The 26,845-nt window shown below is 50.1% G+C and carries 24 protein-coding genes and 1 tRNA gene; 12 read left to right on the plus strand and 13 right to left on the minus strand.

The genetic code is table 11. The features are described 5' to 3' along the window. Positions 1-6 precede the first annotated feature (6 nt). Complete coding sequence (locus QOL41_RS01410) at positions 7-1,179, minus strand: BON domain-containing protein (protein ID WP_283428341.1); 1,173 nt, start codon at positions 1,177-1,179, stop codon at positions 7-9. Between the two features lie 65 nt (positions 1,180-1,244). Beyond that, complete coding sequence (gltX, locus tag QOL41_RS01415) at positions 1,245-2,717, minus strand: glutamate--tRNA ligase (protein ID WP_173653543.1); 1,473 nt, start codon at positions 2,715-2,717, stop codon at positions 1,245-1,247. A 117-nt stretch (positions 2,718-2,834) separates the two neighbouring features. Here gltX and QOL41_RS01420 point away from each other — a divergent pair, with 117 nt between their 5' ends. Continuing rightward, positions 2,835-4,274, plus strand: coding sequence for an alanine/glycine:cation symporter family protein (locus QOL41_RS01420; RefSeq protein WP_283428342.1), 1,440 nt, complete (start codon positions 2,835-2,837; stop codon positions 4,272-4,274). A gap of 1 nt (position 4,275) precedes the next feature. Beyond that, positions 4,276-4,974: a 2-C-methyl-D-erythritol 4-phosphate cytidylyltransferase gene (gene ispD / locus QOL41_RS01425; protein ID WP_283428343.1), complete on the plus strand. Its 699-nt coding sequence runs from the start codon at positions 4,276-4,278 to the stop codon at positions 4,972-4,974. A 2-nt stretch (positions 4,975-4,976) separates the two neighbouring features. Here the strand turns inward: ispD and QOL41_RS01430 are convergent, their stop codons facing one another. Further along, positions 4,977-6,458: an SO_0444 family Cu/Zn efflux transporter gene (locus QOL41_RS01430; protein ID WP_283428344.1), complete on the minus strand. Its 1,482-nt coding sequence runs from the start codon at positions 6,456-6,458 to the stop codon at positions 4,977-4,979. Beyond that, on the minus strand, positions 6,459-6,791 hold the full coding sequence (locus tag QOL41_RS01435; protein WP_173653549.1) for an ArsR/SmtB family transcription factor: 333 nt from the start codon (positions 6,789-6,791) through the stop codon (positions 6,459-6,461). Positions 6,792-6,919: 128 nt separating this feature from the next. Here QOL41_RS01435 and galE point away from each other — a divergent pair, with 128 nt between their 5' ends. The 8 genes from galE (at position 6,920) to QOL41_RS01475 (ending at position 13,723) form a co-directional block, all read left to right on the plus strand. Continuing rightward, positions 6,920-7,939, plus strand: a complete 1,020-nt coding sequence (galE, locus tag QOL41_RS01440) for a UDP-glucose 4-epimerase GalE (protein ID WP_283428345.1) — start codon at positions 6,920-6,922, stop codon at positions 7,937-7,939. Between the two features lie 94 nt (positions 7,940-8,033). Beyond that, positions 8,034-8,106: transfer RNA gene (locus tag QOL41_RS01445), tRNA-Gly, on the plus strand. Between the two features lie 561 nt (positions 8,107-8,667). After that, positions 8,668-9,054, plus strand: coding sequence for a type II toxin-antitoxin system RelE/ParE family toxin (locus QOL41_RS01450; protein WP_283428346.1), 387 nt, complete (start codon positions 8,668-8,670; stop codon positions 9,052-9,054). Continuing rightward, complete coding sequence (locus QOL41_RS01455) at positions 9,041-9,349, plus strand: helix-turn-helix domain-containing protein (RefSeq protein WP_283428347.1); 309 nt, start codon at positions 9,041-9,043, stop codon at positions 9,347-9,349. The genes QOL41_RS01450 and QOL41_RS01455 overlap by 14 nt, the downstream gene beginning before the upstream one ends. Positions 9,350-9,395: 46 nt before the next feature. Further along, on the plus strand, positions 9,396-10,553 hold the full coding sequence (locus QOL41_RS01460; protein ID WP_173653552.1) for a ribonuclease D: 1,158 nt from the start codon (positions 9,396-9,398) through the stop codon (positions 10,551-10,553). A 58-nt stretch (positions 10,554-10,611) separates the two neighbouring features. After that, complete coding sequence (locus QOL41_RS01465; protein WP_283428348.1) at positions 10,612-11,187, plus strand: 5-formyltetrahydrofolate cyclo-ligase; 576 nt, start codon at positions 10,612-10,614, stop codon at positions 11,185-11,187. A gap of 65 nt (positions 11,188-11,252) precedes the next feature. After that, positions 11,253-12,239 (plus strand): TrmH family RNA methyltransferase, encoded by a 987-nt coding sequence (locus QOL41_RS01470; RefSeq protein ID WP_283428349.1) that lies wholly within the window; start codon positions 11,253-11,255, stop codon positions 12,237-12,239. A 110-nt stretch (positions 12,240-12,349) separates the two neighbouring features. Further along, positions 12,350-13,723 (plus strand): sensor domain-containing diguanylate cyclase, encoded by a 1,374-nt coding sequence (locus QOL41_RS01475; protein WP_283428350.1) that lies wholly within the window; start codon positions 12,350-12,352, stop codon positions 13,721-13,723. On the opposite strand, the gene QOL41_RS01480 is transcribed toward QOL41_RS01475, so the two are convergent. From QOL41_RS01480 to QOL41_RS01515, 8 genes are all read right to left on the minus strand, one after another. Then, complete coding sequence (locus QOL41_RS01480) at positions 13,724-15,862, minus strand: C13 family peptidase (RefSeq protein ID WP_283428351.1); 2,139 nt, start codon at positions 15,860-15,862, stop codon at positions 13,724-13,726. Continuing rightward, complete coding sequence (locus QOL41_RS01485; RefSeq protein WP_283428352.1) at positions 15,849-16,895, minus strand: type 1 periplasmic-binding domain-containing protein; 1,047 nt, start codon at positions 16,893-16,895, stop codon at positions 15,849-15,851. The genes QOL41_RS01480 and QOL41_RS01485 overlap by 14 nt, the downstream gene beginning before the upstream one ends. A 67-nt stretch (positions 16,896-16,962) precedes the next feature. Then, the gene (locus QOL41_RS01490) at positions 16,963-18,393 is read right to left on the minus strand and encodes an MAC/perforin domain-containing protein (RefSeq protein ID WP_283428353.1); all 1,431 of its coding nucleotides are present in this window, start codon (positions 18,391-18,393) and stop codon (positions 16,963-16,965) included. Positions 18,394-18,622: 229 nt separating this feature from the next. Continuing rightward, on the minus strand, positions 18,623-19,660 hold the full coding sequence (locus QOL41_RS01495) for an FISUMP domain-containing protein (protein ID WP_283428354.1): 1,038 nt from the start codon (positions 19,658-19,660) through the stop codon (positions 18,623-18,625). A gap of 202 nt (positions 19,661-19,862) precedes the next feature. Continuing rightward, complete coding sequence (gene pheS / locus QOL41_RS01500; RefSeq protein WP_088628650.1) at positions 19,863-20,885, minus strand: phenylalanine--tRNA ligase subunit alpha; 1,023 nt, start codon at positions 20,883-20,885, stop codon at positions 19,863-19,865. A gap of 8 nt (positions 20,886-20,893) precedes the next feature. After that, entirely contained in the window at positions 20,894-21,532 is a 639-nt protein-coding gene (locus tag QOL41_RS01505; RefSeq protein WP_283428355.1) for a GNAT family N-acetyltransferase, read from the minus strand. 14 nt (positions 21,533-21,546) lie between these two features. Beyond that, the gene (locus QOL41_RS01510) at positions 21,547-22,053 is read right to left on the minus strand and encodes a pyridoxamine 5'-phosphate oxidase family protein (protein WP_283428356.1); all 507 of its coding nucleotides are present in this window, start codon (positions 22,051-22,053) and stop codon (positions 21,547-21,549) included. A gap of 2 nt (positions 22,054-22,055) precedes the next feature. After that, the gene (locus QOL41_RS01515; RefSeq protein WP_283428357.1) at positions 22,056-22,418 is read right to left on the minus strand and encodes a hypothetical protein; all 363 of its coding nucleotides are present in this window, start codon (positions 22,416-22,418) and stop codon (positions 22,056-22,058) included. A 205-nt stretch (positions 22,419-22,623) separates the two neighbouring features. Here QOL41_RS01515 and QOL41_RS01520 point away from each other — a divergent pair, with 205 nt between their 5' ends. Further along, a complete protein-coding gene (locus QOL41_RS01520) occupies positions 22,624-24,651 on the plus strand; it encodes a carbohydrate-binding domain-containing protein (protein ID WP_283428358.1) in 2,028 nt (675 codons plus the stop codon). 3 nt (positions 24,652-24,654) lie between these two features. Here QOL41_RS01520 and QOL41_RS01525 read toward each other — a convergent pair whose 3' ends face one another. Then, the gene (locus QOL41_RS01525; protein ID WP_283428359.1) at positions 24,655-26,007 is read right to left on the minus strand and encodes a toxin-antitoxin system YwqK family antitoxin; all 1,353 of its coding nucleotides are present in this window, start codon (positions 26,005-26,007) and stop codon (positions 24,655-24,657) included. 34 nt (positions 26,008-26,041) lie between these two features. Between QOL41_RS01525 and QOL41_RS01530 the strand changes: the two genes are divergently transcribed. Next, positions 26,042-26,845, plus strand: coding sequence for a hypothetical protein (locus QOL41_RS01530; protein WP_283428360.1), 804 nt, complete (start codon positions 26,042-26,044; stop codon positions 26,843-26,845).

The raw sequence follows: 26,845 nt of genomic DNA on the forward strand, positions 1-26,845 counted from the left end.
CTCCTCCTATACAATTCTTAAACGGTTTTCGATGGACGTCGTCTTGACATTTTTAAGGAGCGTTGCCAAAGCAAGTTCTTTTTGCAGCAACGATTGCACACGACCTTCCAACAAAAATTTCCGATTATTGCAAGATACTCTAATGTTCGTGCCTTGTAAAAAGGCACTCGCCGCGATTTCCGATTCTACCTTTTGACAAACTTCTACATTTATCGGATCATAGACTTCTGTCACCAGGCAAATCAAGTCGCGCACGCCAGGGATTTCGGCCAAGCGATTTTCCAAATCTTTCGGGCGTTCATTTTCATAGCAGTACGCTTCAATTTGGACCTTGCCTTCTGACACATTCACCTTGTAATCGAACAAGCGCGTCGCAGAGGATTCAATCTGTTCGTACACCGTTTTTTCAATTACGGCATCCGTCGTGAGCGAAGACGTTTCCACACGCGTAAAATCAACGCAACCGCGCACTTTGGGAATCGCATTCACGCATTTTACAATCGCGCGCTGAATCGACAGATTTTTCACCAGGCCATTCAGATAAACAATACCCTGCCCCGCTTCGACAGACACCCTTGTACAATGTTCCGGGAACACTTGTGCCAATTTATTCTGCACAATCGCACACAACTTGTCATTCGGCAAGTTCTGCGCCAAAGGCGGAAGCGTAATAAAGACAAGCGTATTGTCTTTTAACATCACAGCAAGTTTATCTTTTTCGCCATCGTTCACCAAGCCAACAGCCACGCCAAACTGGTCTCGAATCGCATGGTAAATAAAATCGCCCAAAAGCGTCTGCGCACTTTGGATTGGCAACAGACGATACCCTTCGGGAGATTCTTCGTTCACAATAGCCGTTCTCGGCTTTTCAATTTTTTGATCAGGACCACCATCGTAATTGACAATGATAATCATCTTATCAGGCGACTGGAAAATACTTTTGACAAGGCCCGGTTTGGGCGATCCTTTAAAGTAAATCCAGTTTCCCGCCTTAATGCGATTGTAGCCGAAAATTTTGGTGTAATCCTGATTTACAAATTCTCGACTGCAAAAAATGAATTCGTTCGAGAACGCGACAAACATGGTGTTGCATGCATCGCAGCAACACAAAAGCGGAATATGCGGTTCCATTCCCCCAAAGGTCGAATACGCCTCGCGGGCAAATATGCCGTGTTCCACTACCTTCTGGCAGCGACGGCAAAAAAGCCTTTGAGTATAAAGACGATGAGGGAATTGCGAACGCATTACTTCATGAGCGGGAGTGCCACATCCATGCGGCGGAGCACTTCTTCCTTACCGATAAGTTCGAACATTTCCCAGAGGCCCGGGCCTGCGGTAACGCCAGACACAGCAAGGCGCGGAGCACCGACGAGTTCACCGACCTTGTGGCCGCAACGTTCGGCGAGGTCGTAGAAACCCTTTTCGATAACCGGAGTCTTGAAGTCTTCGATGGAAGCGAGCATGTCGCGCACGAGCGTCGCCACTTCCTTGGAGCCTTCGCCAAAGTGCTTTTTAGCACCCTTTTCATCGTAGGTCGTCGGAGCAACAAAGAAGTACACAGCCATGTCGGCGAGGTCCTGCACAAAATGAGCACGCGGCTTGAGCTGCTTCACGATTTCATCGAGGCGAGTTTCCGGTTCCTTGGAGAGGTCGATACCCTTCGCGGCAAGGCCTTCCTTCATGATACCCTTGAGCATGCCGTCGTCGCACAGGTGAATGTGCTGGCCGTTCATCCATTGCAACTTCTTTTCGTCGAAGCTGGCAGACTTCGGGTTAATGCGTTCCAGCGTAAAGCTGTCGACCATTTCCTTAATGGTCATGACTTCGCGGTCATCGCCCGGGTTCCAACCGAGCAGGGCGAGGTAGTTCACGAGCGTTTCAGGCAGGTAGCCGAGGTCGCGGAAGTCACCCACAGAGGCAGCACCCTTGCGCTTAGAAAGCTTACCGCCGTTCTTGTCGAGAATCACCGGCAGGTGGCACCATACAGGCGGCTGCCAGCCAAAGGCCTTATACAAGAGTTCATGCTTCGGCGTAGAGCTAATCCATTCGTCGCCACGGAGCACGTGAGTCGTACCCATCAGGTGGTCATCGACAACGCTTGCAAAGTGGTAAGTCGGGTAACCGTCGCGCTTGATGAGCACGAGGTCATCCAGAAGTTCGTTCTGGTAACTGATGTGACCGCGAATCATGTCGTCGAATTCGGTGACACCCGTTTCAGGCACCTTAAAGCGAATCACAGCCTTTTCGCCGGCGGCAATGCGGGCTTCGGCTTCTTCGCGGCTAATGTTACGGCAATGACGGTCGTAACCGGTCACCGGCACATGAGACTTTTCCTGTTCGGCGCGGACTTCCTGCAGGCGTTCTTCGGAGCAGAAGCAGTAGTAAGCATAGCCAGCATCCAAGAGCTTCTTGATTTCGCGGTGGTAAATGTCCAAGCGTTCGCTCTGGAAATACGGACCGCAGTCACCTTCGCAGCCCGGACCTTCGTCCCACTGCAGGCCAAGCCACTTAAGGTCGCGCATCAAGTCGTGCAAGGCAGTTTCGTTATAGCGCTTGCGGTCAGTATCTTCAATACGCAGATAAAACGTACCGCCCATGTGTTTGGCAAAAAAGTAGTTGTAGATAGCGGTACGAGCACCGCCCACATGCAGGTAGCCCGTCGGGCTCGGGGCAAAACGGACGCGGACAGGACGGTTAGAATTGCAATTTTCGCACATAGAATCCTCTTTTTGTTTATTCCGTGTCAAAAAATAGCAATTTAGGACGAAGCCGTTCCCTACTTTTCTATCTTTGGTGCCGTTAATTAAAACAGCCACCCTTTTCATGGGAAAAATATGGAAACCTTAAATTCCATCTTAGATACTATTGACGGCTACGTGTGGGGAATCCCGCTCATTGCGGTCATCTTGTTTGTCGGAATCCTGCTCACAAGCCGCCTCGGCGTGCTTCAGGTGACAAACCTCGGCAACGCTCTGCGTTACATGCTCCACAACGAAAAGCACGGCGAAGGCGAAGTTTCAAGCTTTGCCGCCCTCTGCACCGCTCTTGCCGCAACCGTCGGCACGGGTAACATTGTAGGTGTTGCCACCGCTATCGGTACCGGTGGCCCGGGCGCACTCTTCTGGATGGAAGTCGCAGCCTTCTTTGGCATGGCCACCAAATACGCTGAAGGTCTTTTGGCAGTCAAGTACCGCAAGGTCGACACCGACGGCAAAGTGTTGGGCGGTCCGTTCTACTACATCGAAAGCGGTATCAAGGAACGTTTCGGACTCAACTTTAAGTGGCTCGCCGTTCTGTTCGCCGTCTTTGGCGTGCTCGCCGGTCTTCTTGGTATCGGAACCATTACGCAGGTCAACGGCATCACGTCGGCAGTCGCAACCGTGTTTCCCTCTGGCGAATTCGTCAACATCGGCGGCAACTCCGTTTCCGTGTCTACCGCAATTGCAGGCCTTTTCTGCGCAGGCTTTACTGCCCTGGTGATTATCGGCGGTCTCAAGCGCATTGCCAAGGTTTCGCTCTACATTGTGCCGATCATGGCTATCTTCTACATTCTGTTCTGCTTGCTGATTCTCGGTTTCAACTTCTCCAAGATTTCGGGAGCCGTTGAACTGATTATCCGCGCCGCCTTCAACCCGAGCGCTGTAACCGGCGGTGTGGTTGGTACGATTTTCATTGCCATGCAGAAGGGTATTGCCCGCGGCATTTTCAGTAACGAAGCTGGCCTCGGTTCTGCTCCGATTGCCGCCGCTGCCGCAAAGACTAAGGAACCTGTTCGCCAGGGTCTCGTTTGCATGACCGGAACCTTCATCGACACCATCATTATTTGCTCCATGACGGGCCTTGCCATTGTGGTAACGGGCGCATGGACTCCGGAACTCGGCCTCCAGGGCGTAAACATCACCATGGAAGCCTTTACCCGCGGTCTCGAAAACCTGCCCGCAGGCGCAAGCGTAGCCCCCTTCATTCTGACAACGGCTTTGGTGTTCTTTGCCTTCACGACGATTCTTGGCTGGGCTTACTATTCTGAACGCTGCTTAGAATACCTTGTGGGTCGCGGCAAGAAAGGTCCCATTCTCACCTTCCGCTGGCTGTATGTGGCCGCAGTCTTTATTGGCCCGTACCTCACGGTGAGCGCCGTGTGGACCAGCGCCGACATCTTTAACGGTCTGATGGCTTTCCCGAACTTGGTCGCCCTGGTTCTGCTTTCTGGCATTGTCGCCCGCGAAACCAAGATTTTCTTGGACAAGCTCCACAACGGAAAAGTAGGTGACTAAAATGAAAGGACGTTTCGCGGCAGTGCTCCCCGCCGGGGGACTCGGCAAGCGCATGGGCGGAAACATTCCCAAGCAGCTTATGGTTTTAGGCGGCAAGCCCGTTTACCGTTACAGCCTCGAAACATTCCTTTCGATGGATGAAATCGCCGAAGTCGTGATGGCCGTGCCAGCCGACTGGAAAGATCATTTCGAAAAAGAAATTTTCAGCGACAACGCAAGCGACGAAATCCGCGCCAAAATGAAAATTGTCGTGGGCGGTGCAGAACGTTGGCAGTCTGTCGAAAACGGTGTGAATGCGCTTACGAGCGATGCCGAATTCGTGCTAGTGCACGATGTAGCACGCCCATTCATCAGTAAAGAAATCATCCGCGACGTGTGCGAAACGCTTGTCACCAAGGGCAGCTGTCTTGTGGCAAAGCCCGCTGTCGACACCATCAAGATTGCAAAAGACGGCAGCGTGCAGCAGACTATCGACCGCAATACCGTATGGATGGCACAGACTCCGCAAGCAGCCTCGGTCGCATTACTGAAAAAGCTCTACGGGCGCATTGCCGCAGAGCCTTTAAACTTCACGCCCACCGACGAAGCCAGCATTCTCGAATACTTCGGCGAAAGCGTCTATATCGTCAAGGGCAACAACCTGAACGACAAGCTTACGACTCCCGAAGACTTCGAGATTTTCGCAAGCCGCGCCAAATAATTCTACACTTCCCCGCCGAATTCAAATCCGGCTTCATCAACCGCCTTCTTGAGGGCGGTTTCGTTTATATCGTCTTCGTCATGCCACTCCACACGGAGTTCCTTTTTCGCGACATCGGCTTCAGCTGAAATCACGCCGTCTAGAGCCATTACGGCCTTCTCGACGCAAGCCTTGCAATGACTGCAGTTCATGCCGTTTACGCGATAAGTTTCCACAACATGCTCGTCATGATGGTGATGCTCATGAGTATGTTCATGGCAAAGGCATTCGCCTTCACCGTGTTCATGATGATGTTCATGGTGATGATGTTCATCGCATTCGCAATGATCTTCACCTTCGCAGCAGCAATCATGATCGCCGCAACCGCAACCACAATGTCCACAGCCCTTATGCGCAAACTTCGCATAAATAATCAACGCAGCAAACACAATCGCGCAAACGTAATCAAACACGCCGAGCGCTCCGTGACCATGACATTCTGCAGAACCATGCGGGAGCATCGAGGCAAGGAACGTATCCATCAGGAACGTGTCGACAATAAAGCCAAAGAACATCGCACCTAATGCAATCGAAACAAGGTATGCCGCGAGAGTACGCTTGCCAAAAGCCTTGCCCACCACCAACATGCTCGCGATACTCGTTGCAGGGCCTGCCATCAACAGCACCAAAGCAGCACCCGGCGTAACACCTTTTTCAACAAGAGCCAAAGCCAGCGGAATAGAACCCGTCGCACAAGTGTACATGGGCATGGCAAGCACCAGCACCACCAACATGCAAAGCAGCGGATATTCATGTAAGAACAAGAAGAAATCATCCGGCACAAAAGCCGCAATCAGGGCGCCCAGCAAAAGTCCGATAATCAGCCACTTGCTCACATCGCCAATCATGTTCACAAAGCCATATTCAAAAGTTTCTTTCACCTTCTGCGCAAAAGACTTTTTCTCGTGTTCATCGTAATCATCATGGTCGCAAGAACAATGATCGCCTTCGCAATCGCAGTGTTCGTGATGCTCATGCTCGTGAGAATTTTCAAGTACGGCAACACCCGTTTCAGGCTCGTTCTTTGTGACCAGATTAGTAAACACGCCGCCAAGCATTGCCGTCACAAAAGCGGCCACCGGGCGCAAAATTGCAAACGGTCCGCCCAACAGCGAATACGTCGCCAAAATAGAATCCACACCCGTCGCAGGCGTCGAAATCAAGAAACTCACGCTCGCGCCCTTGCTCGCCCCCTCTTTCCGGAGCGCAATCGAAGTCGGAATCACGCCGCAGCTACAAATCGGAAGCGGAACCCCGAACAAGGCCGCCCACAATACCGACTTAAAGTTCGGCTTCGCAATCTTTGGCACATACAAGTGATTCGGCACCCACACATGCAAAATGCCCGCAAGCAAAAAGCCGAGCAAAAGGAACGGCGCCATCTCCGAAAACAGCGTAATGAATTGCCAAACAAACTTTTCCAGAATTTCTAAAACAGCAGGCATTTACTTACCCTTCTTGTGCAGAATATGTGTGAGACCCGTATTGAAAATCAATCCAATATGTTCATCGTCGAGCGAATAGAACATCTTGCGACCATCGCGACGCGGCTTGACCAAGTTCGCCGTACGCAGAATGCGCAACTGGTGACTTACCACGGACTGTTCCAGGTTCAACTTTTCGGCAATATCGTTCACCGAAATTTCGCCCGAAAGCATTAAATGGATAATGCGGATACGCGTGGTATCGCCAAAGAACTTGAAGAACTCCGACAGTTCGAAAAGAACATCCATTGAGACTTCGTTTTTCGCATTTTTGATATATGAACAGTTATTCATATTTTCATATATACATTTTTAGCGACACTTCGTCAAGGTCAAAACCCGAAATTCGCACCCTTTTTCTCGAAAAATTCACCCAAACTCCCCCATTTTTGTATTTTTAGCCTAAAAATTGAGGATTTGTAATGAAAATTGCAGTTATTGGTGGCGCAGGTTATATCGGTAGCCACACGATTATTGAATTGTATAAGGCAGGTCATTCTGTTGTCGCCGTCGACAACCTCGTGAACTCTTGCGACGAATCACTCCGCAGAGTCGCCGAAATTATCGGGCAGCCCGTCCCCTTCATTAAGGCCGACGCCCGCGATGCCGCCGCCATGGACAAGATTTTCAAAGAAAACCACTTTGACGCCTGCATCCATTTTGCCGGACTCAAGGCCGTAGGCGAATCCGTCGCCAAGCCGCTGGAATACTACGAAAATAACATGAACGCCACGTTCGTGCTCCTGAACGCTATGCGTAACAACGGCTGCAAGAACTTCATCTTCTCGTCTTCGGCAACCGTGTACGGCAATCCCGCCGAAATTCCCATTACCGAAAAATGTCCGAAGGGCGCCATCACCAACCCTTACGGTCAGACAAAGTCGATGCTGGAACAGGTGCTGATCGACGTGCAGAAGGCAGCCCCCGAATGGAACGTGGTGCTGCTGCGCTACTTTAACCCGATTGGCGCCCACCCGAGTGGCCGCATCGGCGAAGACCCGAACGGCATTCCGAACAACCTAATGCCTTACATCACGCAGACCGCCGTAGGTATCCGCAAGGAACTCGGCGTGTTCGGCAACGACTACGACACCCCCGATGGAACCGGCGTACGCGACTACATTCACGTTTGCGACCTCGCCTCGGGCCACGTGAGCGCCCTCAAGGCCATCGAAAACAAGTGCGGACTCGCCATTTACAACCTGGGAACAGGCCACGGCTACTCCGTGCTCGACGTGGTGCACGCCTTCGAAAAGGTGAACGGCATCAAGGTGCCCTACAGCATCAAGCCCCGCCGCGCAGGCGACATCGCCACCTGCTACTGCAACCCCGAAAAGGCCTACAAGGAACTCGGCTGGAAGGCCCAGTTCGGCATCGAGGAAATGTGCCGCGACGCTTGGAACTGGCAGAAGAACAACCCTAACGGTTACCGCAAGGGGTAACGACCCCAAAAGCCGCTTTCCGCAAAAAAATTCATTTTTTGCGGCACCTTCCCCTTGACACCTCCGCCCAATTATTCTATAATTGGGCAACCCCGCGGGAATAGCTCAGTTGGTAGAGCACGACCTTGCCAAGGTCGGGGTCGAGGGTCCGAGTCCCTTTTCCCGCTCTAAAAAGAAAAAGACACCTACATGGTGTCTTTTTTCGTTTTATAACACGGGAAGGGACCCGGCACCCTCGAAGAGGGTGCGACCAAATTCTTTTTTGGGCAAAGCCCGTGAAAAGAATTTGGAGCTTAACGCGAACGAAGTGAGTGTTGAGCCCGTAGGGCGGCAAGTCAGCCGCGCAGCGGAGACTGACGCAGCCGCAGTCCCTTTTCCCATACGACGAATCACATAATTTGGCTCATGCACGAAGCGCGTGCGAATTATTTAGGAACTCACGCCCTAAAGGGCGGGAGGCCCGTCAGGGTGAGGAGCTAGCCGGTCGTAGACCGGAGACTAGCGACGAATCAATCCCTTTTCCTCAGCATCAAATTGCATCTGGCAAGCATCCCCTTCAAATCAAAGCTGATTAATCACTGATTAATCAGCATTTAATCACTTTCTTTTTTTTCCAGTCGCGATTTTACACCAAAATCGCCAATTTTACATTTGGCACAATTCTTGCAATTAAAGAAAATAAACAACCCATCCCCTTGACACTGTATCAAAAAGGAGATACATTTGGAATGAAGGAATATGTTGCCTATGAAGGCCCATGCTTTACAATAGAATGGTTCTATAACGAACAAGGAGAAAGCCAGGCTTTAGAATATTTTAACGGATTAAGTGATGCACAACAGCGAAAGGTGCTGATGCTTTTTAAGCGAATTGGCGATTTCGGAAGGATTTCAGATATAACAAAGTTCAGAAACGAAGGCGATAAAATATACGCATTCAAGCCGCAACCAGATCGTTTTTTGTCATTCTTCTATATAGGCAAGAAAATAATCATAACAAACGCTTTTCGCAAAAAAACGCAGAAATTGCCGGAAGAAGAGAAACGACAAGCACTACTCAATATGCAAAGCTACAATAAACGTGTTTTAAAGGATGTATATTATGAAAAAGACTAAATCGACTTTTGAAAGAGTCATGACAAGTCCAAAACAGAAAAAGGCTTTTGAAAAAGAATATGCGAACTTTCTTCTGTCGGAACTATTGCTGGATGCCATGTCCAAGCAAGATATTAGCGTGCGAGCCCTATCTAAGGCATCAGGCATTTCAACCTCAGTGATTCAAAACCTGCGAGCCATGCAGCCCGTAAACATCACGCTAAAAACATTGAACGCCCTACTTTCCTCTTTAGGCTATGAACTTATCGCCCGAAGAGGTCGGCATTGCGTAAGCCTGACTACACAATCGGTGTAAAGCCCCCTCCCCTCTCTTAAAAATTTTATTACATTTCACCCTACCGATGCAAGACGAGAAATACATACTGGTAGATAGCGAAGAATCGCTGGCGAATTTGCTAGCAGATTTGGAGCTGTACGAAATGGCCGCCGTCGATACCGAGGCGGATTCCATGTACCATTATACCACCCGTCTTTGCCTGATCCAGATTACCATCGGCGAACACCACTACATTGTGGACCCGCTGTGTGGGCTTGACCTTGCCCCTTTGTTCAAGGCCCGCGCCATGCAGACGCTCATTTTCCACGGCGCCGACTACGACTTGCGACTGCTGTGGCAGACCTACGGCTTTTCGCCGAAGCAAATTTTCGATACCATGCTCGCGGCAAAGATTCTGGGCGAAGATCACCTGGGCCTTGCGGACTTGGTGCGCGAATACTTCGGTGACGAACTCAAGAAAGAAAACCAGCGTGCCGACTGGACCACGCGACCGCTGCCGCTCGAAATGTGCGAATACGCCATTCACGACACGTTCTACCTGCACGAACTCTGCGCGATTCTCGTAGAAAAGTTGCAAGAAGCAGGCCGCATGAGTTGGCTTACCGAACAGTGCGATGCCTTGATCGAACACGCCAAGCACCCTGCCCCGCCGAGAAAAGACCCCTGGCGCGTCACGGGCTCCGCTCCGCTTTCGCCGTGCGCCCTGAACGTGCTCAAGTTCCTCTGGGAATGGCGCGAAAACCAGGCCCAGGAACTGGACCGCCCTCCCTACAAGGTGATGCCGGTGGAACTCATGCTCGCCATCGCACGCCGCAGCGAGGCGAATTTCCCGACCGTGGACTTGGAAAAGTTGCCGAAGCTCCCCCGCAATTTCCGCGACGAGCGCCTGGATTCGTTTGTGAACATGCTGCAGACTGCCGTGGCCGTGCCGCAATCGGACTGGCCCGAGCGCTTGCCCAAGGCCCCGCCCCCGCCGGTGGTGCCGAACTCTGACCTGCTCTCGGTGCTCAAGACCTGGCGCGACTTAAAGGCCGAAGAACTGGAACTGGACCCGTCGCTCCTCGCCAACAAGGCGCAGCTCATTTGGCTTGCCGCTCCGGGAGACATGCCCTGGGAGGCCCGCTACGAAGAAGCTCACCTCATGAACTGGCAGCGCGTCCTGTGGACTGAAATTTTGCAACAGAACTTGCCCAACGCAAAGCGTGTAGGCGACCCCGACTAAATTTTTTTATAACTCACCTCAACCGCCCGCTACTGGACAAAACCCCCGCAGGCATACTATGGAATCTGTACTTCTCGTTTCTGCCTTACTCCTTTTGATTTTCGGCTCCAGGCCGCTTTTCGAGATGTTGCGCAAAAAGCGCGACGGCGAAGAACTTATCGGAAACCCGTGGGAAGAAATCCACGCCATCAAGGGTTACAAGGAATCGCGCAAGGTGGCGGCGTTCTACCCGCTCACGGGCGAACCGAATATTATGCCGATTATCGAGCAGCTCGCCGACGAAGACCGCTTGCTGCTCCCCCGCTGCACGGGCCCCACGACCATGGAATTCTGCCACGTGCAAAGCCTCAAGAAAGACCTGGTCAAAGGCAAGTTCGGCATCATGGAACCGCGCGGCGACATCCCGGCCTACGAGGGCGACTTCACCGTGTTCCTGGTTCCCGGCACCAAGTTCAACCTGACCGGCGAACGCTGCGGCCACGGCAAGGGTTACTACGACCGCTTTTTGGCAAAGCACCCGAACGCCCACAAGGCAGGCATTGCGACCCCCAAGCAGATTAGCGTAGAGCCGCTCGTGCAAAAACTGACCGACATCAAGATGAACCAGATTATCATTTGTAGGGAAAAACCCTAAGACAAAACGTCATTGCGAGCACGCCGTGCGAAGCAATCCAAGGAAAATTTTTAAAAGGAAAAAAAATGGCTTTCGACAAGAACAAAGAAACAGAATTCGGCATCATTCGCCACGACTTCAAGGACCGCGAATCTCGTGACGGTTTCCGCGAACACCGCGAAGGATTCGAGGATTTCCGCCGCCGCGATTTCAACAAGCCGCGCGAAGGTTTTAACAGCGAACGTCCGCGATTCAACAAGGACCGCGACGGCTTTACCCGCCGTAAAACCGATGGCGACCGCCGCGTGAGTTTCGGTGACCCCGATGGCGCTCCGCAAACCGCTATCGGCGGCATCCGCGAAGTGACCGACCTTCTGGAACGCAGCCCCATGCAAGTACACCGCGTGCTCTTTATGCACCAGTCGGGCAACCCCAAACTCTACGAACTGCAGAAGCTCGCCAAGCGCGCCCACGTGCACGTACAGCAGGTCGATTCCAAGGTTCTGAACACCTACACCACGCAACACCACGGCGTGGTCGCACTCTTGAACGAAAAGGAACTTCTCGTTTGGGAAGACATTCGTGAAGAATATTTTAAGGCCAAGGAAAACGGCGAACGCAAGCTGATTGCCGTAGGCACCAACATCGAAGACCCGCGTAACCTGGGCGCTTGCATCCGTAGTGCGCTCGCATTGGGCGTAGACCTCTTGATGCTCCCGGCCAAGGGCATGTGCGGCATTACGCCGGCTGTCGCCCGCTCTGCCGCAGGCGCACTCGACAAGATGAAGATTTGCCGCCCGAACAACCTGGAAGCCGCCGTCGGCGAACTCAAACTCGCAGGCTACCAGATTCTTGGTCTCGACGCCGACACCGAAACCAACCTCGCCGGCTTCGAATTCAGCGACCAGGCGGTCATTGCCGTCGGTGGCGAAGACGTGGGCCTTCCGCCCTTCATTCGCAAGCAGTGCGACGCTGTACTCCGCATTCCCATGATGCCCGAAGCGCATTCCTACAACGCCTCGGTGGCCCTTTCGCTCGGTCTGTACGAATACGCACGCCTCCGAATCAAGTAAATTATTCCAACTTGGACTATAAAAGCACCCTGTAGGGGGTGTTTTTTTTATCGCAAACCGAATATCCCAACCAAAATGGTATATCTTTTTACTACAAGAAGGGAAAATTTATGGACTTCGATTCACTGTTATCGAAATACGAAGCAAAAGCCTGCATTGTCTCCGTTGACTTTTACGAAGACGAAACGTATGGGAACATCCGTATTCTCGCGGGTAACAAGGCTCACTGTGACGAAATGGAAATGACGCAAGGTCGTCCCTTTATTCCTGGGTCGCCTTACGAGGCTTGTTTTCCTCAAAACCGCAATTTCGAAGATTACTGTTTCCGCTGCACACGAACCAAAAAGCCTCTCCATGCCTACGTGGAACTTTACACCATGGGGCTCTGGCTGAACATGTTCCTGATTCCGATTGAATCGGATAAGCCGAACACCGGCTACTGCATTTACGTTTACGATGTATCGCCCAAGGTGGATTCTGCTGCCATGGTCGACCTTTCCGGCGATGTGGCCTCTGAGGTGTTAAAGGCATGCGTCAAGCTCCGTAGCTCGAACGACATCAAGAAGACCTTCCAAGAAGTCATCGAAGATATCCGTAGCCTTTGCGATTCTGAACACTGCTGCATTTTGCTGACCAATCCAGATACACGCACCTGCGATATTCTAGGAGACGCCCTCAGCAAAGGCACAAGCCTGCTTCCCATGTCGACCTATCTAGAAGGCTTCTACGAAATTACGGAAACATGGGCCGCAACACTAGGCGGAAGCACCTGCATTATCATCAAAGACCGCCACGACATGGATCACCTGCATCAACAAAACCCCGTGTGGGCAGATTCGCTCGAAGGCGCCATGGTCAAGACAATCGTGCTGTTCCCGCTGCGATTCGACAACAAGGTGCTCGGTTACATGTGGGCCATCAACTTCAACGCCGAAAACACCATCAAGATTAAAAAGACGCTTGAACTGACGACCTACTTCCTCGCCTCCGAAATTGCAAACCACTTGCTTCTGAAGAAGCTTGAAATCATGAGTTCCATTGACTCGCTCACGGGTATCAAGAACAGAAACATGATGAACAATCGCGTAGACTTGATTGTAAGCGGTAAAGAACGCACCCCAGACGCCGTGCTCTTTATAGACCTGAACGGGCTCAAGCGCGTGAACGACGATCAGGGCCACAATTCAGGCGACAAGATGCTCCGCACGGCAGCAAAGATTTTGCAAGAAGTTCTCCACGACGGCGAAGTGTTCCGCGCTGGCGGCGACGAATTTATGGCGATGTTTCCGAAAATTACCGAAGCCGAACTGCAAAAGCGAATCGAACAGATTCACGAAGTCGCCAAGGCAAACAACATTCACTTCTCTATCGGATCGTGCCTCGGCGGCACCGATGTCCGTAGATCCATGCATATTGCCGACGAACGCATGTACGCCGACAAGAACGCTTACTACGCCGCACACCCCGAAGAAAAGTACCGGTAATCACTTTACTACAAAGAATTCATCCAGCTTTTCTTTGTAGATATTTCCATAATGGTTCATATTGTACAACTGCACATGCGAACCTGAAATCTTACTTGCGATTTCGACATACATGTCCCTCAGCGTTGCGTCGGGTGTTTCATCAAGCAGCATCGTAAAACCTCGGGTAAAACTGTTCGTCAAGTATACGCCCATTTCTTCATTTCGTTCATCCGCCTTACTCGTTTCATAAGGCGACGCCGCTGTTAGAAAAACGATACCAGGAATATTCGCCTTTTCCGCCGTTTCACCAAGTCCACCACTATAGCAGGCCTCCACGGCAACCAACACCTTGCGGTGCGGAATTTGTTTGATCAGCGCAACAATCTGCTCATAACTAACCTTGTCTTTACCATATTCCAAATACCCCGGTATTCCATGACCACTCCAAAAGACAAAAACATTGTCGGTCGACTTTGCTCGGAGAACCTTTGATAACTTATTACTTGAATTACCCCTTAATATATTTCCTAGGTCAGACGCCGTTACGGAACTTAATTTGTAATCAACCACACCCTTTTCATAGACATTGTCTCCATCCAAACGAATAAACAACTCTCCCGGATACAGGTTGCGACTATGATTTGCAATGTCATCTTCTGCAATCACGATAATGTGGTCATCGTCGTACCCCATCTTCTTGAGTTTCTGGTAAATGGCAAAGATGTCCGCCTGAAACCGGTAATTTGCCCAGCCCGATGAGGCTGCAACCAAAAGCGCCCAATGTTTCGAAACGTCATTGTAAGAAATATTCGAGTCTGCATATTCGAAAAAGCTCGTATCCACATCGGCCTTGAAAAAATCCAGCCAATTTTCTTCTGGATTTATCGAATGTTTTGAGTCGTCGTTGCTGGTAAAATCATTCGTGACATATTTATGGTCAGCAATATTCCACCCGCGATACACTGAACCGCTCACACTGTTGTCCCTATCCTGGAAAGTCCAAGAGCTCGATACCCCCGTCAGATCAGGCAAGCGTCCATTCTGCAACGACATGAAATTTTCATGCATTCCGGCAATCATCCAATCGCCGCCGGTGCCGTCCCTTCCTCCGAGCACAGCTCTAATCGATTCATTCAATTCCAAGCCCGACGAAACGGAATAAGTCGCGGCATACGCCAAAATATACAGAGCATCTACGAAATGCGCTTCGCCATTGAGAATGTCTTCGCCAAAATGTTCATGGTAAGCTTGCGCAAACCCGGACTCGGGTCTTGCATACAAATCAAAGCCACGGTAAAAATCGTAATGAAGATTTTTTACGATAGAATCCGAAACGAAATTACTGGAACACACCACTCGGATGCCACCTTGAGAAGCGACATCCTGTTGATACAATTCATCATCAAAGGCTAAGGCCATTTTGTCATCATAGGGTTCAAACAACAAAACGCTATACGGTTTCTTACGTTCCAAATAAGTCTGCGTAAGCATCCGCAGTTCGGCTTCGTCATTGTACAAAAAGATTCTGTCAATTTTAAGTCCGAATTCTTCGGCCATAAAGCCTAGCCAGTCGACATAAGAACTTACGAGTCCGCCATTCAGCTCGCTCGACGGAGCCAAAAGTGTAAGTTCCAGTTCATTCATAAAAATAGACGCAAAGGAACTAGCCAAATGCGAGAAAGCGGATTCTATCAGCATAAAGTCGTTTTCGACCAAGTTCCACAAGTTCGGCATGTTGGCAAAAAAACGCTGGTATTCCACATTCGACGCCTTGGGCGAAAGAATCGGTTTCGTACTTTTTTTCAAAAGTTCCGCCATGCGGTACGCCTTGTCCGATCGCGTGGGGCCTACAATCGCCACATAGTCCGAATCTCCCGCCACCATTTCCATATACTCGCCGATATCGGCGTCATCCTGGTTCTTGAATTCCAGTTGCAGTTTTACCTTTTGGTCTAGCCCATCCTGAGCTTTTTCCATATTTTCCAAAGCCCATTCAGCACTCCGTTTCCAACGGGCCATTTCAGAAGATTTCGCCATGACGGCGACCTTAAGTTTGTGCGTCTTAGCATCGGAATTTGCAGAAGATGTATTGTCGGAGCACGCGCAAAGACAAAGAATCGCGATAAACAACAAGGAAAGTAGACTATTTCTTGGCATGGCGTGCCTCCTCGCGAACCGCCTCGTCATAATACTTTTCATAGCGGTCTTCGAACTCTTTCGTATCGCCAAAATTCTTATTAAACACAATCGATGCGGCACCATCCCCCAAGCCCAAAGAGCGGAACCGAGGCCAATCCTTACCCAAAGCCCATTCTTCCAAGTAGCGAACAACAATCCCCTTAATGTCAATGACTAGAGTAAACGGCACCTTCGGCAACACGCCGCTCTGGTCAACATCCATCCCAATCATAAAGTGTCCCGTATTCGGAAAATCGATCAATGCCCGACGTACCCCCTTGATAGCGCCCCCCAACAAAGGAAAAATAGCCGAAGGCCTATCCCCATCTAGAATATAATTCGTTATTGAAAAAGTGGCCACGTAGGCAAATTCAACGTTGTTAAAAGCCGTTTCATCATTTTCAGTATAAGTAAGATAATCCACTCCCAGAGTATCCGCAATCGTCTTATGCGCATCGTAGCCCTTCCTAAAGCCTTCAATCGATGTTTCCAGGCTCGCAAAGCCGGGTGCCGCCGCCAAAATCATACATGGATTTATTCCCAGAATCGCCCCAGACAAGAAACTCGCTCCGTAACGGTCTATCGAGAAGGTATAGACACCTTGCGGAAGTCCCGCCGTATCGGCCTCAAACAACAGAACCTTGTTGCCTACCCCCGTAAAGCGAACATCAAGTTTTTGCGCCAGCCCCACATATTCGGAAGAAGCCAAAATCAACATCGATGAATCGGTGTCGACATTTTCCTTAAGCCACGCCTTTACAAGGGAATCCGCCTCGCCCATAGAATCCGGCTGCAGCAAGCGGAACGGAATCCCTCTATCTTCGTAGAATCTAAAAAGTCCCGCCAAAATCTGGTCATTATAGCTGTTGTCGCCAATGCCATTGATGCTTGCCACAAGCGTAATGTTTGCAACACCCGAGCGATTTTGCACAGCATCAAAAACAGATTCGCTGTTGGAGCAAGCATACAGCGAAAGCAACAAAAAGAATCCAAAAAAAATTCTTAGCATCATTATTTCAATGATAAAAAAAGTTCCCCCCATGTGGGGGAACTTTCCAATCAGCTAAGATTCTAACAGGCTATTTTTCGGTCTTGGTAGGGAATTTCACTCCGAAATCAGTCAAGATATCAGAACTCTCCATATAAGCCTTGAGTTTAGCCTTACGAGCCACAGCATCCTCGCCAAGACTTTCGTCAATTAACTCATAGAGCGGCATCAAGCGATTTCCGGAGAAATCGACAAGCGTTGCATTCTCATCTTTAGTGAGAGACGCTTTCCAGTCGTTCACGTCCTTCGCGTTCAACATCTCGGAATCCGAAATTTTCATTGCCTTGTCAGCATCGCCACCAGAAACAGTCACGTTGACGTTCAGCTCCTTATAGTATTCCTCATAACTTTCATACACTTCAGCATCAACAGCCTCAGCATCATCGACAAGCACTTCATCTACGATACCGAATACATTCTGGTAAGCCGCTTTCGCATAATCAGCAAGCGCAAACTCATAGGCACGTGTCGACATCATAGTCTGACGGATACGGCCTCCCAGCGTAGAGCCCAGCACGACATGCGTTCCGTAACGTTCTATCAACTTCTTGAAACCAGCGTTATCGCTCGGGAATTTTGCATCGAGACCATTAATGGCATTATAGGCCGACTTTTTCATGCCGTCTGCGACGACTTCGTCCAATTCGCTTTCTTCTATATCGACGGTCTTTATAGCAACATTAACATAAGTCGCCGCAAGCTCCCAGGCTTCACCACCATATTCCAAGTAACCAAAGCTAGACTCAAGTTCCCCATAGAACCAGCCGACATCAAAGCCAGTTGTCTGGTCCATGTCCACATCTATAGCGCCGACAGCCCATTTGTCAAGCCATAGTTCATATTCATAATAACTTTCATCGGACCATTTATGGACATTGACTTTAACCGAAGTGGGACTTTCCGTAATTATTTCGTCATCAATCAAGGTCTTGGTATCAAAGATTTCGGCCTTGAGAGAACCATAATCGGCATAACCACCGGTAAGAGCGTCGTAGCCATAGCCTACAGCATAAATCTTGTTCGATTTTTTCAAGGTGCTCGCATTGTCTGGGTAGTCGCCGAAATACTTCTGCACCACGGTAATCGTCTTGTTCTGAGTCGTATCATCGAGGTTTTCAATGATTAACTCACCAGAAAGAGGCTCGTCCAAGTCGTTCACTGCCACACGGAAATCGACAGTGGCATTACCTTCTCCCGAGGTTTTGCCCAATTTTTGAATAAACATCGTTTTATCCAAAAGTTTCCAGCTACCGGCGGCTTCAAAAGCGATTTCGTAAACGCTATCCATCATATCGAGTACCAAGGTGTCCCCGACATCCTCCCCATCGATTTTTACCGAAGAAATTAAACCGTCGCCAGCACTCGAGGAGCTCCCCGAATCCGAACAGGCGGAAAAAACAATGGCAGAGGTGCACATCGCAACCGCTACACAGGAATATTTGAGCGTCTTTTTGTAATTCATGATGGACTCCTTCTTTGTTATAATTAACACCTATATTTTCTAAAATATTTCTTTTCTAACCAAAATCAAGAAAAAAAAGTTCCTCGCTATAGTCCAAGTTGGATTACATTCATTTTACCACACAAAAACTTAACTTTTCATTTTTGCAACCTTCAAGATTTTCAAGTATCTCGACGCGCACCCCGAAAAGGGGAAATGGTTCCTTCTCGCGTTTTGTTGTTCTGAAAAACTAATCCTTTAGACAACGAACACTGTTTGCGTTGTACTTTACCTCTTCGTTCAGATAGGCATCGTCTTTAAGCGCTTCTATACGTACCAAGAACGCAGTATAGCCGTGATCATCTGTCGAAGTCCAGAACCGTGCTATATCACCTAAGGAACGATACTCGCTATCCTTGTAACCTGCAGGCAAAACGTTAAGGCCGTAGTCATCACTTCCGTTTCCATCGCGCAGCCAGTCTGAAGTAGATTTGAGAGCCTTGCCCTTATTGTTTACAATTCCATAAAATAATTCATTCCATTCGTACTTACTCGGCAAGTGCCACCCTTTGGGGCACGCCTCCATAGCCGCATCCCATTCGTAAAGTCGACCATATTTTTTACAATTATCCGCATTGTCGTCATAGCAATAGCTATTCGGTGTTTCATACAGAAGATTCTCTGCCATCCAAAGTTGCGAGCCGATTTTTTCCAATTTATACATTTTACCATCACGGGGATCAACCCTATAATTTTCACTCTTCTCAAACGCATCCGTCAGGCACTGTAACGCAGCCTCCTTGCTAAACAGTCCCATAAAACTACAAGCGAAAATCGCACCCATTTCAAGAGAATCAAAAGAAGCGTCATTATCTTCATAATCTCCGCTATACATCTGTCTCAAATCAATGACTGTATTCAGACTAGTGTCCTTGGGAAAAACGACACGTAATTCCCCCTTACGCTGCCCCTCTGAATCATTCTTTTTCACATGGATTTTCACATCCGCATTACCCAAACCCGATTCCGGCAAGACCGAATCGATAAAAGTGGAATTATTTTCGATACGCCACTCACCGTTGGATTCCAGATTTAGTTCATAGAAGCTCTCCCCCTTGCCAAGCAACAGCACGCCACCGTTGACAGGCGTCTCACCCAATTTGATAGAGAGCACGTTGTCTTCACCGTTTGCGTCACTAGAACTGTCCGAATCCGAACAGGCGATGAAACCGACCGCACACAAAGCAAGTGCGATCATCGTGAATTTATAACTTTTTGCAAAGCTCATGATTTTCTCCTTCTTTTGGGGAAACACTTTGTTTCAAATGTATAGTTTTTATTTACAATGTCAAGAGAAAAAAAACGCAACATTATTCCAACTTAGAATAGTCTATATACAGAAAAGCGGCCCTTTTAGGACCGCTCGTTCGCAATCTAAGGTTTTGATCGTCTCTCGTCTGTAGCCGCGAAGCGGCGTCCTTTCGTCTAACCTAGAACTGGCTCAGGAATCTCTGGTCGTTGCTCGTCAGCAAGCCGATTTCCGGAATCGCGTGGCGGAGCATGGCGATACGGTCGAGACCGAAGCCGAATGCAAAGCCCGTGTACTTCTCGGAATCGATGCCGCAGTTCTTGAACACGTTCGGGTCCACAGAACCGCAACCGCCGATTTCCATCCAGCCGGTTCCCTTGCAGCGACGGCATCCCTTGCCACCGCAGAACACGCAGCTCACGTCCATTTCGGCGCTGGGCTCCGTGAAGGGGAAGAAGCTCGGGCGGAAACGCGTCTTGACGCCTTCGCCGAACAGCTTGTTCATGAACACCTGGAGTACGCCCTTGAGGTCTGCAAAGCTGATGTTTTCGTCCACCACGAGGCCTTCGCACTGCTGGAACATCGGGGCGTGGGTCGCATCGTTATCGACGCGGAACACGTGGCCCGGAGCAATCATGCGGAACGGCGGCTTGTGCGTCTCCATGTAGTGGATCTGCGTGCCGGAGGTGTGCGTACGCAGCATCACCTTGTCGTCCACGTAGAACGTGTCCTGCATGTCGCGGCTTGGGTGGTCGGGCGGCGTATTCAAGGCTTCGAAGTTGTACCAGTCCGTTTCGATGTCGCGACCGAAGTCCACTTCGAAACCCATCTGGCTGAAGAAGTCGATAATTTCTTCGCGCACGTCGTAAAGCGGATGCGTGCTGCCCGCCGGGATGCCTGCACCCGGGAGCGTGGTATCTACAAAGCCGCTTTCCAGCTTCTTCTGGAGGGCAGCCTGGTTCGCGGTCTCGATAGCCTTGTCGATAGCCTCGGAGACGGCGACCTTAAGTTCGTTCACGAGCTTGCCGTAAGCCGGACGTTCCTCGGCGCTGAGCGTGCCCATCTGCTTCATGAGGTCGGTGACGGCCCCCTTCTTGCCCAGGTACTTCACGCGGAGGTTGTTGACGGCTTCTTGGTTCGTAAGGTCGGTTTGCGCAAGTTCTGCGTCAAACGCCTGCTTCACATTGTTAATAGCTTCACTCATAGTGGCCGTTAATTTAGAAATTTTTTCATGCTCCAACTGCCGATTTTTTTGCCGTCGTGCTCAATTTCACATTCGTGAAAAACCTCGTAGCCGCGTTTGCTGTAAAAGTCGAGATTTTCCCGTGAGTTGGTAAATAGGGCCAACTGCTTGCCGCCGCGCTCCCGCACGTACTCTTCCATATAAGCCAGAAACTGTGAGCCGACACCCTGCCCCTGCGCAGACGGGTCCACTTCGAGCATGCTGAGATACCAGATGTCCGGCCCCGATTTCTGAAAATCGTGGCAGGGCTTGCTGGCGTTCTCGTCCATAGCTATAAATCCGTTGATGTCGCTCCATTTCGTGTTAAGGTACACACGCCAAAAGCCGTGTATAATGTATTGAAACGCGGAAGGCTTCTTGAAGCCGGGAGCCTCTAGGGTTGCGCGAGCAACCAGCTTGCCGTCCCGATGCGCCGCCAACAAATCAGCCTTTCCATAGCACGTTTTTAGGACGCATTGCATAAAAATCTGCAGTCCCTTTCGGCTTTTTTCCATATCAGGGAAATAGAGCGTAACGTAGTCATAATCTTCGTACGCCCTGGCCATAATCAAGCCGGCTTCGTCGAGTTCTTCGCGAGTCTGTAATCCGAATTCAAGTTCATTTGCCATACAGATTTCCTCTCTTATTCCGATTTCGCTTTCCCAGTGAAATTCGTGCTCGTTATCTTGAATACGGTCACGGCGGCGGCTTGCTCGGACGTGAATTCGAACTTGTGCGGGGCAGCAGGATGCGGGGCGCCGGCGGCTTGACGTTCCATCAAGAGCGAGAGCCCGCGGCATTTCTCGGAAACGTCCTCGACGATTTCGGCCTTGCCCTGCCCGACAACACTTGCATAAAAGCAACCGCTCTTGCAATAAACGTCCTCGTGAATCTCGATGCGGTTCTCGACGCACATGCTGAACGCCACGTTCGGATTCTTGCGAATGCAGTCGAGCTTCTTGCCTACATGCGCGCAGTGGAAATACAGCTCCAGAACACCGTCTTTCAAGCTGTACCCGAACGAAAGCGGAATCACGTAGGGCATGCAAGTATCAGCATCGTCCATCATCGCGACATGGCAGGTCGTGCACTGTTCAATAATCTTCGCGATGTTCTCGTCGCCTAAAACTTCTCTGTCTTTACGGCGCATCTTTATTCTGCTGCGAGTTCGTTAAACCTCTGGCAATCACTCAAAACCTGTTCGTAGAACTCGTCGCGGTTCACACCCGTATAGGTCGTATCGTTATCATCCATGTGGTAGCTGCCCATATATTCCTTAAACTCTACCGTAGTTTCATCAACCCACGTATAGACATCTATATAATTCCATGAAGAATAGGAATACTTCCAAACATTGTCTGCTTTAGAGAATCCGCAGACAGCGTCTTCACTGCCATTGCCCTTTGTGTCACCAGGCACATTCGACGGATTAGCATTCTCTGCCGAAGACGACGACGAATCGCCACACGCGGCAAGGAACATTGTCATACAAAACGCGACCAGAATCTTTTTCATAAAGCCTCCAATTATTTTCAAAGGAACTGTCTCTGCCAAATGTAATTTATCAAAACAAGAATCACGTTAGTGCTTCCCAATTTTACACGCCTCTTACACAAAAAGATGTTTACTTATGTTGTTTTTGTCAGCAACGCTTATTATCATTACAATACTGCATACATTTCGACTGAAATGTATATTGCATAAAAAAGGAGTGTGTTCAATGAAATTCGTGAAATTGCCAGTAATTGCGGCGTCTGTCGCCTTAAGCATTATGGCCTGTTCAGACGACAATGGTTCTAACGCAGTACCCACCGGTGAAGATCCAATCTCCGCCCAAAACCCCGCTGGCAACGAATTTTCTGGAACAGAAATTCCCGGTACCGAAATCCCTGGCAACCAGATTCCCGGCAACGAAGTTCCGGGTTACGAAAACCAGATTCCAGGTAACGAAAATCCCGGTAGCCAAATCCCCGGAACTGAAAATCCGGGCAATGAAAATCCTGGGACTCAGATTCCGGGTAGCGACCTTTCTAGCTCTAGCAACGGAACGCCAGGCACAAGCGTTCCCGGCGGAGAACTTTACAGTTCCAGCAGCGTTACTCCAGTCAATCCCAATCCGGGCAATGAACCCGGCGATGACGAAAACGACAACGAAGACTCCAGAACTTTGGACGGCACGCAGATTCTCTTGAAGCTTGCAGGCACCTCGGCTACCGTCGACAACAACAACGGTTGCGTTGAAATTGCAGACAAGAGCGCCACCATCACTTGCCCGGGTGCTTACTATGTGACCGGCGAATCCTCCGACTTCCAGGTAGTCGTAAATACTCCGGCCGCCGAAAAAGAAGGCAACACCGGAATCTACCTCTACAACGCCACTTTGAAAAGTTCTAACGCCCCGATTCTCGTGAAGAACGCCGACAAGACGGTGATTCACTTGGTCAAGGGCACCACCAACGTAGTCGAAGATGGCAATGGCAATCATTTGTTCACCAAGATCAACGGCGCACAAGACACCGCTAAAGCAGCCATCTACTCTAGAGACGACTTGAACATCAAGGGCGCAGGCACCTTGACCGTCAAGGGCAAGTTCAGAAACGGCATCCAGTGCAGCAACGACCTTAAAATCAAGAACGGCAACATCACCGTCGAAGCCGAAGAAAACGCCATCAAGGGCAAGGGCAGCCTCCAGATTTCAGGCGGCGTCCTGAACGTTACCGCCAAAAAAGGCGACGGTCTCGAAAGCGACGAATGCGAAGAAGTCAATGGCGAATGCAAGAAAATCGTTGAAGGCAAGGGCATTGTCGAAATCTCGGGTGGCAATATCACCATCAAGGCCGGCGATGACGGCATCCAGGCAGAAAACTTTATCCGCGTCAGCGATTCCACCGAAACCTCGACCGTCAAGATTACTTCTACCGGCAAGGGATTTTCGGCCGAAAAGTATGTCTATGTGGACGGCGGCACCATCGACGTGACTTCGGATGATGACGCTATCCATACTCACTACCAAGTGTTCATGAATGCGGGCAACGTGACTATTTCGACCAAGGACGACGGCATTCACGCTGACTCCATTCTGTACCTGAAGGGTTCTACGGTTAACGTGAAGACCGCTTACGAAGGCCTTGAAGCCTACAAGATTATTGCCGAGGGCGGCGTTACCGCGACATTTGCCACCAACGACGGCTGGAATGCAGCCGGTGGCGCCAAGGAAAATTCAGGCGGATATTCCATGTTCAGCGAATCCAGCGGACATGCGGTAATTAGCGGCGGTTACCATTACATCGCCTCGAAGGGCAACATGATCGACGTACTCGATGCCAACGGCTCTGCAAAGATGAGCGGCGGCGTGTTGATTCTTGAGATTACCGGCCAGAGCTACGAGAACCAAGGTGGCATGGGCTGGGGAGGCGGCATGGGAGGATTCCCGGGCATGGGCGGCCAACAAGGCGGCAATGGTTGTCCCTCCAACATGGCTGGCGGTCTCATTGACACCGATACCGGATTCGAAATTACCGGCGGTGTGCTGCTCGCCTTCGGCGACTACTCGACAGACACCCCGAACTGCGCATCTGTAAGCTTCACCAGCGACAACTGGTACGGCTCCGACAAGGCGGCCTTCAAGCCGGAATACAAAGGCAGTACCATCTTCTATGGTGGCGACGTCAAGTCCGTAAGCCAGGTGAATACATCTGGTATGAAGGAATTCAAGTTCCCGAACGGCAAGGTCTACATGTACAAGTAGTTTTTACTCACCCAGTAAATGCATAATCACAGGCCGGTTCTTACCGGCCTCTGTTTTATGTATGGTAAGTTTACCGGTACTATCGTAGCTGAACTGTTCGCCCACGCGTTCACCGTTCACAAAGGTGAGGCTATCGCGAAGCACTCCGCTCCGATACCAGTTGCGCATAATTCCATTGCGCTTGCCATCTTTCCAAAAGGTTTCGCTTGCAAGTTTTCCGCCCATGCTGTCCGGGAAAAAGCTACGGCTTTCTGCAATTTGACCATCCTTCCAGAATTCTTCGTAAAGCAATAAACGGCCCGGTTTAAAGTAACGTACGGTCGCCGGATACTTACCAATACTTTGTACAAAATTCACACTTTGGGCAAGATTGCTGCTATCAAGAATTCCATTGACACCGCCCACATACGAAGTCTCGGCGCAAAACTTGGCCATATCACCTTCACAGGCGCCATAAATCACACCATTCTGACTCAAGTCCACTTCACGCACTAGCTCACCGCGTTCATCGAACCAGCGCCAAACAGAATCGCGCTTGCCCTCGGCATTCCAGTGTTCCTGTTTCATACGAGACCCGTCGGCCCTAAAGTAGGTCACCGTCCCGATAAGGGCGCTGTCTTTGCCGGTCGTTCCCTTGCCAAGTACACCCTGCACTCGCACACGTCCGGTTCCGCAATTTGCGGCATCTACCGTTTCGCCATAGCTTTCATAATACAACGCAAACGGTCCGTCCAATTCTCCATTCTTGCAGGTGAATTCTTCGAGCAAATGACAATCCTTCGAAAAACGTTTCAGGTAGGTAGAATCACTTGCGGCAGAAACAATCTCGCGTTTAGAATCCCACTTGGCGTGGCAATTGCCTTCTTGTTGCAAGGCGCCATTGTCAAACCATTTTTTCCAGATTCCAACTGCCAGACCATCGTCGTTATAATGTTCTTCGAAAGATCGTTCGCGGTTGTAGTGCCAGCCTTCCCAATCTCCCACGGGGTGATCATTTTCGTAATAGAGGTAAGCTTCGACTTTCTTGTCGCTAAAAAGAGCCGTCCACTTGCCGTCTTTAAGACCTTTCTTGTAATGCCCGAGCAAGGCCACATCGCCAAAACCCGTCCAACGCTTGAAGTCGCCATGCGGCACGCCGTCTTTGTAAGGGATTTCCAATTCCTTAATTCCGTCGGTGTACCATTCGTTCCTTTTTAAGATTTCGCCATCGGTGTAAACCCAAATCGAGGTCTTTTTTGCCCCGTTTGCATGTTCTGCGAGCACTTTTTCTTCGGCACGTTCCACCGTACAGCCCGAAACGAGCATCAAAACAGGGGCAACAAGGCCGAAAAAGGGTATAAAACGAATCGTACGCATACCAGGTAAAGTAGAAAAAAGGTAATTTCTAATTGTGCTAGAGTTAAAGAATAAATCGATTGCCGATACCTTTAACGCAAGAATCCGCTCCCCTTGGGCGTGGGTGGTTTTAGCAGTTGCAATAGGACTTACCATTCTATTCTATTTCTCGCAAAAACCACAAATCATCATGTATTCGCGTTACATCAAGACGCTTTCCGACTACCAGTTGCAGGAATCGTATGCCATGCGCGGTATGGAACGCGTGCGAATCGGGTTCGGCATCGACACCGTATTTGTACAAGCTCAGACCATGACGCTTCGCGAAATCGCAGTCGCATTCTCGCGCGAAATGGATGAAATCAGTCATGTCGGAGTCAAGGCTCCCCCGCGTTCAACCGTCGAGCATTTCGAGCGCGAAGTTCTCGCCAAAGTTTCAAGCATGCGCCGCTACGCGGCAAGCCGCCATGTGTGGCTCGAAAGACTGCAAGCTATCAACCAGCAAGCGGCAAGCCTCCCCGCAAACATTCAAATTCCGCTCCAAGGAGTTCTTGATTCGGCACGCGCAGGCTACATGGTCGGGCTGTCAGGCCTTGGCGATAGCATTCTAAGCGCAATCCCTGATACCACCAAGAACGCCATTTTCGCCCTGCTCCAAGACAACGAAGAACAGACGCTCGCCTGGAGCCGCTTTAACAGCGAACTTGCTATCATGTACAGCGAAGACCTGATTCATTTTTTCCAAAGCCAGAACGCCGAAGAAATGTCGCTTAAGTCAAAAATTCCGATGGCGTTCTACTTCTTGACTCTCGTACTGATGCTTTCTACCTTCTTCTTTATTTTTAGATCCAAGCAATAA

The organism is Fibrobacter sp. UWB10 (assembly GCF_900182935.1).
In the GTDB taxonomy this organism is placed as follows: domain Bacteria; phylum Fibrobacterota; class Fibrobacteria; order Fibrobacterales; family Fibrobacteraceae; genus Fibrobacter; species Fibrobacter succinogenes_O.

What these genes read in the sequence shown, in the direction of transcription:
- gltX (WP_173653543.1), bottom strand. Translation starts at nt 2,717, where the DNA reads ATGTGCGAAAATTGCAATTCTAACCGTCCTGTCCGCGTCCGTTTTGCC.
- QOL41_RS01420 (WP_283428342.1), top strand. Translation starts at nt 2,835, where the DNA reads ATGGAAACCTTAAATTCCATCTTAGATACTATTGACGGCTACGTGTGG.
- ispD (WP_283428343.1), top strand. Translation starts at nt 4,276, where the DNA reads ATGAAAGGACGTTTCGCGGCAGTGCTCCCCGCCGGGGGACTCGGCAAG.
- QOL41_RS01430 (WP_283428344.1), bottom strand. Translation starts at nt 6,458, where the DNA reads ATGCCTGCTGTTTTAGAAATTCTGGAAAAGTTTGTTTGGCAATTCATT.
- QOL41_RS01435 (WP_173653549.1), bottom strand. Translation starts at nt 6,791, where the DNA reads ATGAATAACTGTTCATATATCAAAAATGCGAAAAACGAAGTCTCAATG.
- galE (WP_283428345.1), top strand. Translation starts at nt 6,920, where the DNA reads ATGAAAATTGCAGTTATTGGTGGCGCAGGTTATATCGGTAGCCACACG.
- QOL41_RS01450 (WP_283428346.1), top strand. Translation starts at nt 8,668, where the DNA reads ATGAAGGAATATGTTGCCTATGAAGGCCCATGCTTTACAATAGAATGG.
- QOL41_RS01455 (WP_283428347.1), top strand. Translation starts at nt 9,041, where the DNA reads ATGAAAAAGACTAAATCGACTTTTGAAAGAGTCATGACAAGTCCAAAA.
- QOL41_RS01460 (WP_173653552.1), top strand. Translation starts at nt 9,396, where the DNA reads ATGCAAGACGAGAAATACATACTGGTAGATAGCGAAGAATCGCTGGCG.
- QOL41_RS01465 (WP_283428348.1), top strand. Translation starts at nt 10,612, where the DNA reads ATGGAATCTGTACTTCTCGTTTCTGCCTTACTCCTTTTGATTTTCGGC.
- QOL41_RS01470 (WP_283428349.1), top strand. Translation starts at nt 11,253, where the DNA reads ATGGCTTTCGACAAGAACAAAGAAACAGAATTCGGCATCATTCGCCAC.
- QOL41_RS01475 (WP_283428350.1), top strand. Translation starts at nt 12,350, where the DNA reads ATGGACTTCGATTCACTGTTATCGAAATACGAAGCAAAAGCCTGCATT.
- QOL41_RS01480 (WP_283428351.1), bottom strand. Translation starts at nt 15,862, where the DNA reads ATGCCAAGAAATAGTCTACTTTCCTTGTTGTTTATCGCGATTCTTTGT.
- QOL41_RS01485 (WP_283428352.1), bottom strand. Translation starts at nt 16,895, where the DNA reads ATGATGCTAAGAATTTTTTTTGGATTCTTTTTGTTGCTTTCGCTGTAT.
- QOL41_RS01490 (WP_283428353.1), bottom strand. Translation starts at nt 18,393, where the DNA reads ATGAATTACAAAAAGACGCTCAAATATTCCTGTGTAGCGGTTGCGATG.
- QOL41_RS01495 (WP_283428354.1), bottom strand. Translation starts at nt 19,660, where the DNA reads ATGAGCTTTGCAAAAAGTTATAAATTCACGATGATCGCACTTGCTTTG.
- pheS (WP_088628650.1), bottom strand. Translation starts at nt 20,885, where the DNA reads ATGAGTGAAGCTATTAACAATGTGAAGCAGGCGTTTGACGCAGAACTT.
- QOL41_RS01505 (WP_283428355.1), bottom strand. Translation starts at nt 21,532, where the DNA reads ATGGCAAATGAACTTGAATTCGGATTACAGACTCGCGAAGAACTCGAC.
- QOL41_RS01510 (WP_283428356.1), bottom strand. Translation starts at nt 22,053, where the DNA reads ATGCGCCGTAAAGACAGAGAAGTTTTAGGCGACGAGAACATCGCGAAG.
- QOL41_RS01515 (WP_283428357.1), bottom strand. Translation starts at nt 22,418, where the DNA reads ATGAAAAAGATTCTGGTCGCGTTTTGTATGACAATGTTCCTTGCCGCG.
- QOL41_RS01520 (WP_283428358.1), top strand. Translation starts at nt 22,624, where the DNA reads ATGAAATTCGTGAAATTGCCAGTAATTGCGGCGTCTGTCGCCTTAAGC.
- QOL41_RS01525 (WP_283428359.1), bottom strand. Translation starts at nt 26,007, where the DNA reads ATGCGTACGATTCGTTTTATACCCTTTTTCGGCCTTGTTGCCCCTGTT.